Source organism: Aneurinibacillus sp. REN35 (assembly GCF_041379945.2).
Lineage (GTDB): Bacteria > Bacillota > Bacilli > Aneurinibacillales > Aneurinibacillaceae > Aneurinibacillus.
On sequence record NZ_JBFTXJ020000002.1, the window covers coordinates 525,836 to 537,579 of the forward strand.

At 47.5% G+C, this 11,744-nt stretch carries 8 protein-coding genes; all 8 read right to left on the bottom strand.

The window, feature by feature from the left end:
• Positions 1-41 precede the first annotated feature (41 nt).
• The 8 genes from AB3351_RS05985 to AB3351_RS06020 all read right to left on the bottom strand — a co-directional run bounded on the left by AB3351_RS05985 (position 42) and on the right by AB3351_RS06020 (position 11,711).
• Positions 42-932, bottom strand: coding sequence for a GNAT family N-acetyltransferase (locus AB3351_RS05985; RefSeq protein WP_371146198.1), 891 nt, complete (start codon positions 930-932; stop codon positions 42-44).
• 85 nt (positions 933-1,017) lie between these two features.
• Complete coding sequence (locus AB3351_RS05990; protein ID WP_371146199.1) at positions 1,018-1,323, bottom strand: NHLP leader peptide family RiPP precursor; 306 nt, start codon at positions 1,321-1,323, stop codon at positions 1,018-1,020.
• 51 nt (positions 1,324-1,374) lie between these two features.
• Entirely contained in the window at positions 1,375-1,701 is a 327-nt protein-coding gene (locus tag AB3351_RS05995) for an NHLP leader peptide family RiPP precursor (RefSeq protein WP_371146200.1), read from the bottom strand.
• Positions 1,702-1,793: 92 nt separating this feature from the next.
• Positions 1,794-4,685, bottom strand: a complete 2,892-nt coding sequence (locus AB3351_RS06000) for an NHLP bacteriocin export ABC transporter permease/ATPase subunit (RefSeq protein WP_371146201.1) — start codon at positions 4,683-4,685, stop codon at positions 1,794-1,796.
• Positions 4,682-6,886: an NHLP family bacteriocin export ABC transporter peptidase/permease/ATPase subunit gene (locus AB3351_RS06005; protein WP_371146202.1), complete on the bottom strand. Its 2,205-nt coding sequence runs from the start codon at positions 6,884-6,886 to the stop codon at positions 4,682-4,684. The genes AB3351_RS06000 and AB3351_RS06005 overlap by 4 nt, the downstream gene beginning before the upstream one ends.
• Positions 6,887-6,904: 18 nt before the next feature.
• The gene (locus AB3351_RS06010) at positions 6,905-7,756 is read right to left on the bottom strand and encodes a biotin/lipoyl-binding protein (protein WP_371146203.1); all 852 of its coding nucleotides are present in this window, start codon (positions 7,754-7,756) and stop codon (positions 6,905-6,907) included.
• Entirely contained in the window at positions 7,734-10,532 is a 2,799-nt protein-coding gene (locus AB3351_RS06015) for a cyclic nucleotide-binding domain-containing protein (protein WP_371146204.1), read from the bottom strand. The genes AB3351_RS06010 and AB3351_RS06015 overlap by 23 nt, the downstream gene beginning before the upstream one ends.
• Positions 10,533-10,574: 42 nt before the next feature.
• Complete coding sequence (locus tag AB3351_RS06020) at positions 10,575-11,711, bottom strand: cyclic nucleotide-binding domain-containing protein (RefSeq protein ID WP_371146205.1); 1,137 nt, start codon at positions 11,709-11,711, stop codon at positions 10,575-10,577.
• Positions 11,712-11,744 lie beyond the last annotated feature (33 nt).

Below are 11,744 nucleotides of genomic sequence, written 5' to 3' on the forward strand. Positions count from 1 at the left end.
GATACAGGATGAGTATGTAATAAAAAATCCGCATCAATAAACTACCGATGCGGGATTTGCAGCTCTTTTTCACAGCTCCAATATGAAGTAATCGTCGGTGATAATGGCTCGATAATACGCTTATAGACCTTCTGCATCCTTTCATTGGCCGCCACAATTTGAATGACACCGTACGGTATGCGTGACGCCATGACACCCTGCGCCGTCTTCGCCGCCAGCACAATGCCCAACCCCTTATCACGATAAGCTTCACGAATGTAGAGCGCACGATATAAGAGCGTATCCTCTAGGTGGCGTTCGATAATGGACCAGCCGATAATCGTATCGTTCTTCTTTAGAAAGTAGCTGCACGTCTGTACAATTACTTTTTCATTTTCGGAAGGATCGTAATAACTTCGGTATTCCGTCTCGTTTAAATCTTTGATCTGGCTTCGCTCTTCTGCAGATACTTCTTCCCATGATAATAACTGATACGATGAAGGCAGCTTCATTCGATACATCCATCTTTGTCCGTTCAGATTCTGTAGTTCAAGGCGGTAGTAGCTGCTATAAAGCACAGGGGATTGCCATCCTGACTTTTCTAGCACCCGTTCTATGATTTGCACATCAGCAACGCCATAATACTGAACGGTTGCTTTTATAAAACCTTCTGATCGCAAATAATCTATTAAATAATTGAGTAAGGCTGTGCCAACCCCCATGTTGCGGAATGATTTCTGGACAAAAAGAGAAACAACGTTAGCCGCTCCTTCGCCCCGATTGCATCCTGCAACCACAAGGCCTACTGGGCTTCCCATAAAAGTAGCACCAATAACAATGGGACGTTTTTCAGGAGAAACGGTCGTATCTACGATTCCTTGTCGAAAGCTTTGGTACGTAAATGTCTGGTACGGTTTGGCACTTTCAGGCGTTACTAGCTTTATTTCTATCATAGAGTCTCACTCCGAACATGAAATAGTTTTAAAAAAACAGTCCCCCATGCCGCATAGTTGTAGCAAGGGGGAGATGTGAATAACGCTATTTTCTTTTACCCGTACCTTCCAATATAAAGGCGCTGAAGCTTGTGCCACCGGATACTTGCGTAAGCTCAGATTCATCTAATTCGCCTTCGCCCGCCTGTAAATCAGGAAGTACAACTGTTAAGTTTGCACCCGCATTCTCTACTATTTGCAGCTTGAAGCCTTCTGGCACTTCTAGGCCAGTCGCCTGTTTCACCGCTTCCTCCGGATTGCTCAGGCATAGGGTACGAAATGCAGCGTCTGCTGCTGCCTTTTGTTTGATTACTTTCAACGCTTCTTCAACTTTTTCCATGTTCCAATTCATCTTTTTATTCCTCCTCTTATTGTTTTAACAAGCTTATGTTTACTTTCTCTTCTATTTAAAGCTTCCTCGTCTTCTAATATCGTCAAGACTATCGTATATAATAAAAGCACTAAAGCTTACCCCACCGGATACTTGCGCAAGCTCGGATTCATCTAACTCGCCTTCGTCCGCCTGCAAATCAGGCAGCACAACCGTTAAGTGTGCACCCGCATTATCTACCATCTGCAGCTTGAAGCCTTCCGGCACTTCTAGGCCAGTCGCCTGTTTCACTGCTTCCTCTGGGTTGCTCAGGCATAGGGTACGAAATGCTGCATCTGCTGCTGCCTTTTGTTTGATTACTTTCAACGCTTCTTCAACTTTTTCCATGTTCCAATTCATCTTACTTCCTCCCTTTCGTATATCTTGCATGGTTTTATTATATGAAAGCTTTATAGCAAAAACTGTAATCCCATTCACAAATTGCAAAACTTTTATACAACTTGGCGACGGGCCATCGAAGCAAACAAGCCCTCCTGGGCAGACAGCTCTTCATACGTTCCTTGCTGCACGATTTTTCCTTTGTCCATCACAATAATTCGATCCGCATGGACAATCGTGCTGAGCCGATGGGCAATGACAATACGGGTTGCATTCATGTTTTTTAGCATCTGCGTTACTTTTTCCTGTGAAATTTGATCCAGTGCGCTGGTTGCTTCATCGAGCAAAACAATTTTTGGTTTATTCACAATCGCACGGGCAATTAAAATGCGCTGCCTCTGTCCCCCTGAAAATGTTCCGCCATCTTCAGATAAGACCGTATGCATCCCCATTGGAAGCTGATTGATATCACGATCCAAGCCGACGGCCTCTGCAGCATCCCAGGCATCATTTATTGTTAAGTCACTGCTCTGTCCCGTAATATTTTGCAAAATATCACCAACCCATACGCGCCCATTTTGCAATACGACACCGCATTGACGACGCACAGCACGTAAATTAAGGCCATTCAAATCTTTTCCATCATAGTGAATCGCACCGGTTAGCGGTGTTTCGAAGCCAAGCAGCAGACGGAGCAGCGTGGACTTGCCGCTTCCAGACGAGCCAACGATCGCAACATATTCTCCTGCTCGAACCCGCAATGACACATCATCAAGTGTTAAGCCAGAAGGAGCATGATAGGCGAAGGAAACATGACTTATTTCAATTTCTCCCCGCAGCACACCCGGTTCAGATCGACTGGCTTCTGTTTCAGGCTGTTCTTCAAGCAGGGGCTTTACCCGCTTGTATAGAGGCAGCAGCGCAAACAGCGGAATGGAGGAGGCGCAAAATCCAATGACCGAACCGATTAAAATCGAGTATGCAGTATAGAAGGCAACAAATTCTCCCGGATTCATGTGGATACCGAACGCAGAGACCGCCCAGAACAGAACGAGACTTGACATAAGCGGATAGCCGCTATTGATTACCTGCAAATGGTTGCCTGCCTCGCGTAATTTATACGTGAAAGAACGCTGCATGCTAAAAGCGCTGCTCCAACGATTAAATGCACGTCTCTCGGCGGCCGCAACACGCAACTTCGGAATGTTGGCCACAAGCTGAACAAGCATACCGCTCACCACCCCTTCCTGTTCCGCTGTTTTCTGCGTGTATTTTCGCAGCTTCACACTGATTAAAGCAAACAACAGAACGTAGACGACGGTCAGTCCGATTGCAAGCCACGCGAGTTTAGGTTCATACCAAAACAGCAGCATAATTTGCACAAAAGAAAATAGTGCATTTGACATGCCCGCCGAAACCCAGTCAGCAAAAAGACGAAAAGATGCGCTCACACCGCTGATTCGCTCCGCCAAATCTCCTGCATTATATTTACGAAAAAATGTTACAGGCATATTGAGCAGACGATCCCATGTCGCGCTTTGCAGGGCAGCGTCTGATATTCCAAATAACCGCAGCCATAAAAATGCTTGCGAGACGGTGCATGCAAATATAGCAAAAGAAACGGCCGCTAGCAAAATCAGTATATACAACAGTAATTCCGGTTCTGCCGCCGGAATGATCGTATCTACGAGCATTCCGGTAATAATAGGGAAAACCAGGCCTAAAATCCCCGTACTAAGGCCGAACATAAAAGCGCGGTACATATGTTTTTTCGTCCCGCGCGTAAAAAGAAAACGCAGCAAATCTTTTGCTTGCAACGGCTTATTGGCAAGCGGCCGATACAGTTCATAAGCAAAGCCATCCATCTGTATCGCCAGCTCAGCGTTCACCTTTCCCTTCTCGCCGGTTATTCCATCTAGGAAATGATAGAAGGAACCATTACCCGGAATCAAAGCCAGAGGATAACCATCACTCCAAAATGCCAGCAGCGGTCCATGATCCTCTCTCCACCACTGATCCCGCAGCGCAACTTTGCGGTAACGTACCCCGGACTCATTAAATATCTCTTCAGGCTGCAGCTTACGCCCATGCTCATTAATTTGTTTCGGGGCTTGTATATGGATGCCAAGCTCTTCTCCGATCCAGCGGCAGCACCGTAGCAGCGGCTCATCGCCTTCAGATTCGGCCAACGCCCTCTCCGGTCCTTCCTTTTCGGCTACAGCGGCAAAGCGCGACAATGCTTGTTCCATCATGCGGTCATCTTGATACGAGCGCAGCTTCATTCGTGCTCTCTCCGCCTCTTCCCGAGCTCTTGCATTACGTTGAATGAATAAACAAATGATCTGATGATACGAACGTAAGCTTGCGACAAATCCACTTTCTTTTATAAAGGTTTCCGTATTTGCATGATCAAGCCGATTTCCTTTTCGGGATGCAACCCATACCGAAGGCGATAGTGGTATTGCATGAGTAACAGGAATTTCAGGCACGTCATGTCTGCCCCAGCATTGTATAGGCAGCGTGAGCGGCATTGTCCATACCACACCGTTTTTCGATATGAATTCACTCTCCTGCCAGACGATCGTTTCTTCTTCAACAGAAACCGAGTTGGCATTGCGCGGCGGCATCTGCATAACAACGGAGGCAGCAATGCTTCCAAGCCATTCATCAATTGTTTGTGCAAGAAGGCTCTTATCCTGATCACCAGTAGATAACAATGCTTGCAAATCTACCTTTATTATTTTTGTCCCAGCCAGAGCATCCGCAATCAATCCGAAACGGCCCGGCTGTATGTCAGAAAAGGCAAACATACACTGCCCTGGTTCGATACTATGTAAAAATATTTTTGTGCTTGCGGCACGCCCCTCATAAATCGGAGCTGTATATATCTCGCACATTCCTTCTTTGACGATGTATATCGCTTGCGGATCATCTACTAGATATGATGTGCGTTTCGCAAAGGATAGAACCTCATGTGCGCAGCCAAGCCACATGTCCATATTCATGACGCTTCCTCCTTTTGCGCTGTCGCATTGTATAGACTCGCATAAAGCCCATCCGTCCGAAGGAGTTCATCATGCGTTCCCTGCTGTGCAATACGTCCTTTATCAAGCACCACGATTTGATCACAATCACGAATCGCACTAAGTCGATGAGCGATAATGATGCAGGTACAGCCTCTGCGACGAAGATTGGCATAAATGCGCGACTCTACATCAGGGTCTAGTGCGCTGGTCGCTTCATCAAAAATCAAAATGGACGGCTGCTGTGCAAGCGCGCGGGCAATTTCAATCCGTTGCGCCTGCCCTCCGCTAAAGTTGCGTCCCCCCTCTTCGAGCATATGCCCGTATCCTCCCGGCCTTGCGCTAATTTCTTCATGAATGCAGGCATCCTTAGCAGCATGCGCGACAACAGATTGCGGAATTGTCGTATCCCATAACGTAATATTGTCACGAACCGTACCCGTAAACAGGCGAATGTCCTGATCGACCAGTGCGATCGAATGAACCAGCAGCGAGCGTGGAATGGCGGATCGCTCCACTCCATCACATACGACACTGCCCGCCCACGGCTCATACAATCCTGAGAGTACTTTAGCAATCGTCGATTTTCCGCTTCCCGAACTGCCGACGATCGCGATGAACGAGCCTGGGAGTATCTGCAAAGAAATATCTTGGAGCAGCGGAGCATCGAGAGCATTATAACCAAATGTAATGTGATTCAATGCTACTTCCCCCGAAAGTTTTACTGGAGAGAGCGTCGGTTTCTTTCCTGTCTGCACTTCCGGTTGCGAGATACATGTACGATCAATCGGGTAACGAAGCACATCATCAAGTCGGGATAAGTGTCCCTTCATTTCCTGAAGCTGTTTACCCATGACCACCAAACTGTTGACAGGTCGTAAAAAACCGGCTGTAAATCCTTGAAAGGCCAAGAGCATCCCGACGCTGAACGTGCCGTTTAAAATAAACAAACCACCGACACACAAGATCAGCGTGGTATTCAGATGCTCCAGCAAGGCAGGAACTGCTGACAAATACTGATTCGATACGCCCAGCTTCTGCTGGGTGCGAATCATGTTCGCCTGATATCCGGCCCACCGGGCAAAGAAGTCGGATTCTCTTCCGCTCGCCTTCAGTGATTCCAGATTCAATAACCCTGCAAGAGAAGTACCCCATAGCTTTCCCTGCTCGACTTGCATTTTCTGATTTTGATCAGACTGCGACCTTGATACATAGAGCAGATAGAGCACATTAAGGGCAGCAACCAGAAAAGCGATCATGGCCAACCGAATATCATATGCGAGCATAAAACAGAAATATACACCAATGAGCAGAAAATCAATAACCGTTCCCGCTAAGCGCTCGGTAACAAACTCAGCAACCCGGTCACCCGCCTGTGCTCGACCGGCAATCTCGCCGGCATACCGCTGGGCAAAAAAAGAGGCTGGCAAACGGAACACATGCCATATGAATGTGCTGCACATGCTTAACGAAAGCTTTGTTTCCAATCGTAACAGCGCATACTGGCGCAGTTTTGTAAGCAGCATTTGAAGCACGAGTGTTACACCCATTCCGAAAAGCAGCGCCGACATCCACTGCATCTGATCGGCAAGCAGCATCTGATCCACAAATATTTTCAGGAAAATGGGGATTAATACACCGACCGCAGCCAAAGCAAGTCCGGTTAAAATAAGGTATGTCCATTCCCGACCATATCCCTTGACTTGTGTTCCTAACGAATGCAGAACTGAAAACTTGCGGCCCTTCGGTATGAATTCTTCACCCGGCTCCATCGTTAACACCACACCGGTAAATGACTGATCAAACTCCTCTGCAGACACGACAAGCGGACCGTGCGCAGGATCATTCAAATACACCCGACTTCCCTTAAATCCCTCCACGATAAGAAAGTGATTAAAATTCCAGTGAACGATAAAGGGCGGGCTCATTTTTCGCAGACTTTCCGGTTCCTTCTTGAATCCTTTGGCATTCATGCCGTATTTGCGGGCAGCTTTTAATAGATTACCGGCATTGCTTCCGTCTCTTGATACACCGCAGTCTCCGCGCAGCGTTTCAATTGGGATATGACAACCGTAATACGATAGGATAATAGCCAGGGAAACAGCACCGCATTCGACGGCCTCCATCTGCAAAATTGTCGGTGTTACTCGTCTTCCGCGCTTACGGAACCATAATGAAGTCACTTGCTCTCACCCCTATGCTTAAAAGATCCAATCAATCGGGCGGCTTTTACCCACAATGAAATCAACTGCGCAAATCATTCCCGTTTGTGCCTGAAAGCCTGAAGACGCACGCGGAGCCGTCCAGCTAAATCCGGTCGAATGCTTTCTATCAGCCTGCAAAGCCACTCTAATTTCCACAACAGGACCTATCTCTGCGAATTTGGCAGCAATTTCACGGCTTCCAGTCGCTCGTTCCATGCGTTCAAGTGACGCCGGAACCGTTGAGACCGCGGAGACTCTTGCAAGGATTGCCCCGTTTTCGAATCCTCGATCCTGATTGGGCCATACCCTAGCTTCCATGCCAACGGCAATATCCTTACCGTCCTGTACCGGCACATAAATCACCGCCTCTGCGCCTTCTTCTGCGCGTATCGCTTCTAATGTGAGCACCACATCTCCCGCCTGGAGCCATTGACCTGATATCGCATGAACCTGGACGACGCTGCCATTCTGCAAGCTTACGATACGAGACTGCTCTAACAATCGCTTAGAAGTGCTCGCTCCCTCAGACGTCCAAGCAGGATTATACACACGAGCGATTACATCGCCGCGCGCTACCCGATCACCAGGCCGTACGCTTATATCTGTTATTTGACCGGCTATGGCAGCAGTGACCGGCACTGTCTCTCCGTGTATAGCGAAGACACCTGTTCCCGTTTTTTGTACAGGAATCGCACTAAAAATCGCCCAAACAAAAAAAGAAAGAAGCAGACCAAGTATCGCAAGCAGGACAATCCAATGACGAGGACGCGCCACCGTCATTAAGATATCCAGCTTTTCGGGAGAGGACATGCGCTCCATCGCTGCTTTACGGTATAGATTTGGATTCATTGTCCGCTCCCCTCTCTTCTTTTGTCTGCTGCACGTTATTATCAGTAAGCGTATACGTCCGTACCGCTCCTTCCCATCGCCCTATATCATGTAATGCTTGAGCGAGCGCTTTAGGCTCCGATGTTCCTGCCACATGCGTCGCTTCCTGCATCAGCATCACGGCATCGTACCCGAACGCAGCCATCCGATCTGGTATTTCACCATATACCTCCTTATATTGTGCTACAAATTGTCGGGTCTGTTTCCTCTCTGAAGCAGCGTCGAAATCTGTCAACCAATGTATAGAGGCATTCATATTTTCCTCGGTTACTTTTTCACCGGAGATATACAGCAGAGGGAGCGAAGGCACAGCAGAGCCGTTCTCCTGCAGCACTGTTTTGGCAAGGGACCCATCAGGATCAAACACGACACAGAGCTGTGTGCCAAAACGCACCCACTTCTCCAGTGTCTGTCCTATCAACAGGCGCGAATGTGTTCCTGCAATTCGATCTGTGACAGTAATTCCCTGCTGTTCCGCCGACCTCTCCAGTGCACTAGCGAATCGTCTTCCTTCCTCACTGTCGGCATAATAAATGGAAATATGACGATACGTTTGCTTAGCAAGCAATGAAGACGCAGCGTGTGCATACGCCTCAGGTGAGAGCTGCAATGCATATCGATGCCCCGTTCCCTTTGTCTGTTCCCCATCAATCATAAGTACAGGCGTATCCTCAGGCAAAACCTCCGACACGAAAGAAGCCGCTACAATAAAAGAAGGTGGTTGTGCGTATAAGGCAGGCTTTTTATCTGATTCAATATACCGAAGACGCAGTTCGGCACGAGACGCTTGGCGTTCCGCTAGCTGCATCCCTCGACGCATCGATTCAGACATTGTGGTATCTAACGGCAGATACACATCTCCTACTGCGTAGGACTGGAGGGCAGATACAGGTTTGGCAGCAGGAGAGGGCTTCGCTCCGGGAATCAATTGCATTTCCTGCCATATCGGAATGACCGTGATCAGAGAAAGGAGAACAATGGCGGTACGTTTTGCATACGCAACCTTTTTTGTTTTCCCCGCATATTCGTAATCCTCCCCAATCATTCCTGCCAATGCAACAACAAGAGCAATCAGGACAGGATGAATGCCTGACCCCATCGCCCAAGGACCAAATAGAACCATGCCTCCCATCATCGCTAACATGGAAGGGCTTATAAGACGCAGCAATACAATAAACAAAAATAAAAAGAGAAGCGTACCAAAAGGCGGGACATCCGCTATCATGAGCCAACTGCCCCTTCCCATCAAGCCAATGTTAGCCATAACATGGGCAAGACCAACAAGCAGACCGAATGCCGCAAAGTCAGCGTAAGGAATCTTGCGGGTTGTTTCTTTATGCAAACCAATAAAAATGGTTAATATAAAAAATGCAGCAACGACAATCCACAGCATCTGAACACCAAAGCGTGGGGCAAAAATTAAGCCAGCTACCATAAGCCCCATAACAAGACCCGCAATTTTCTCCTGCAAAGACCACGTTCCCATCACACGCAACTGAACTTGAATCATGCTACGATCCAGATTGATTGCCTCTTTGTTTTTGTTTACGATACCGACAATAAGATAAATAATTCCCATAATTAGCGCCATGGGCAGCGCTGCCAGCAGCCAATCCCCAAAGCCGATGTCACTACGCTGGCTCTTAGGCAAAAGCGCAAGTGCAAACCAGCAGAGAACAGATGAAGTAATAAATAAAAATGCATACGCCTGAAGCGCTGAGATATCCCTTTTCTTAGCAAATATAGGCATCGCTGTGCTCGCTCGTAGGCTTGCAGAAGGAACCAGCAGAGCAGCGACAATTCCTGTTATGCGCAGCAATATCCCGTATGTACGCCAATGCTCCGGGATTCGAATCGCCAGCATGAACAGCATGCGCTGCAAAATCCCTGTTCCTACGATCATCTGGGCAATGAATGCCAAAGCAAATGCGATAATGAGCGGCTCCTCCACAAAAGCAGAAAGCACCTGCTCAAGCGTAGCAACTTGAAAAACAACGGTAAGCACAGTCATCGCCGTAGCTGTCACCGCTAACGAAGTAAGCCGAAAGGATACGAGTAGAAAACCGGTACATAAAATAGAGAACATAGCGGCTAAAGTAAACGAAACAGAAAGCTGCGACAATCCCCAAAATAATATACTGCCCCCCAGTAAAACCAGTACAGCATATCCCCATGTATGCGCATGAATTTGTGCTGCTTCTGGCTTTTCCATCCCTTTTCGCTTTACACCGGTATCCTGCAATCTTCCCTCACTATGGGAGGGCATAGGCGGTCGGCTCAAACTCACCTCTTCTTGAGTCGACGCAGTTTCTTTTTTCTGGTTTACCAAAGCAAGCCTTCGTGCCAATATTCCCGCAAATTGAACTGCTAATGTATTATGCTGCAACAACAAACGGTCAAACTGTTCTTTGTTTAAGCGCAGGACGACGACATCTTCTTCCGCCCTTGCCGAGGCAGAACGGGGATCGCCTGTCAGTAGGGACATCTCCCCGAAATATTCCTTCTCATGTAGCAGTGCCAGCGTCCGTTCATTCTCTTCTTCGGGAAGAAAAATCCGCACGACCCCCTGCATAATAATATACAAGCAGTCACCAAGCTCCCCTTCTTCGAACAAAACATCCCCTTTGCGGAACTGCTGCTGGGTAAACTCTGGCAGCAGCATCGCTTTATGCACTCTATCTAAATCTTCAAAAAGCGGTATCTCTAAAAACGTCAGCTTATCCAAAGATACTAGCATCCTCCCTTATTATTCGCACCAACATGCTAGCACGAGTACTAGTTATATATTCGCCCAGAATCCAAGCAACCCAGCCCAATTACCGATAAAAAAGTGGGATACGCTAACGCCTATTAGGTTCTGATGGCGCGTGTACATCCATCCCCAAAGCCAGCTTGTAACGAGAGCCGCTACTCCTAAATCAAGCGAGGAATGAAGGTGCAGTGCACCGAAAATAAGCGAAGTCACAAGAATGGCAACAAAAGAGCGAAAGCGGCCCACCAAGAGCCGGGCAATGGAACTCTGCATAACACCTCGGGCGATAAATTCCTGTAGAGGGGCGACAACCACATACGTTAGATATGTCCAATCAAATAATTGAAATGAAATTAATTCTGAACCGTACATATTTATACCGGACTGAAGCAACAACCATTTTCCGACTAACAAAACGACCATGCATAAGACAGCGATCCACAGCCCTTCTCCAAGCGCACGCTTGCCGCCTTTCCATGTAACACCAAAGCTTGATAAAGACTGACTGCTTTGATAAATAATTCCGATAATCGCGCATAACACAAGCAATTCAACACCGCGTGAGATGATATACGTCATTATCTCCGCTTGACTGCCTGCCAGCCGAATCACAAATGCATACAGGCTGACAATCACAACGGTGATGATGAAGATGAATCCTAGCTCCACACGCACTTGAAAAGCTGCCCTCAGCTCCTCATTTTTGGCGTCCAAATCATCGTACGCAAGCTTTAAGCGATCATACAGCTTTTTGAACAGCGCACCAAAAACTTCGGGAAACAACTGGGTCAACTCGTCAAATTCCCGTTTATGCATCCGAAATAAAACCGTGGGAATACGCGCCTTAACCGTTGCTGCACGAGGTTTGTTTGTAAACAACGCCAGCTCGCCGAAATAATCACCTTCGGACAGACGGTTCACCACCTTGTTACTTTCACTTTCCTTAATGACATCTACACAGCCTTGATCAATAAGATAGAAGTATTCCCCATGCTCTCCCTCGGAAAAAATTGTTTCGTTGGCTTGATATTCTATACGAGTCATTCGTTCAAGAAGTACGGCCGCTTCATTTTCTGTCAATGTAGAAGACGGGGAATCCATCGCCAAGAATGTGCGTAAAGCCTGACTGTGCAAATACATATGCTCCTTTTCTACTTGCTCCATATCCACCTTCCTATCAGAGTGCCTGCTTGCTTT

Bases quoted from the DNA above. Each gene is read 5' to 3' on its own strand.
- AB3351_RS05995 (WP_371146200.1), bottom strand. From the start codon at position 1,701: ATGAATTGGAACATGGAAAAAGTTGAAGAAGCGTTGAAAGTAATCAAA.
- AB3351_RS06010 (WP_371146203.1), bottom strand. From the start codon at position 7,756: ATGAATCCAAATCTATACCGTAAAGCAGCGATGGAGCGCATGTCCTCT.
- AB3351_RS06020 (WP_371146205.1), bottom strand. From the start codon at position 11,711: ATGGAGCAAGTAGAAAAGGAGCATATGTATTTGCACAGTCAGGCTTTA.
- AB3351_RS06000 (WP_371146201.1), bottom strand. From the start codon at position 4,685: ATGAATATGGACATGTGGCTTGGCTGCGCACATGAGGTTCTATCCTTT.
- AB3351_RS05990 (WP_371146199.1), bottom strand. From the start codon at position 1,323: ATGAATTGGAACATGGAAAAAGTTGAAGAAGCGTTGAAAGTAATCAAA.
- AB3351_RS05985 (WP_371146198.1), bottom strand. From the start codon at position 932: ATGATAGAAATAAAGCTAGTAACGCCTGAAAGTGCCAAACCGTACCAG.
- AB3351_RS06015 (WP_371146204.1), bottom strand. From the start codon at position 10,532: ATGCTAGTATCTTTGGATAAGCTGACGTTTTTAGAGATACCGCTTTTT.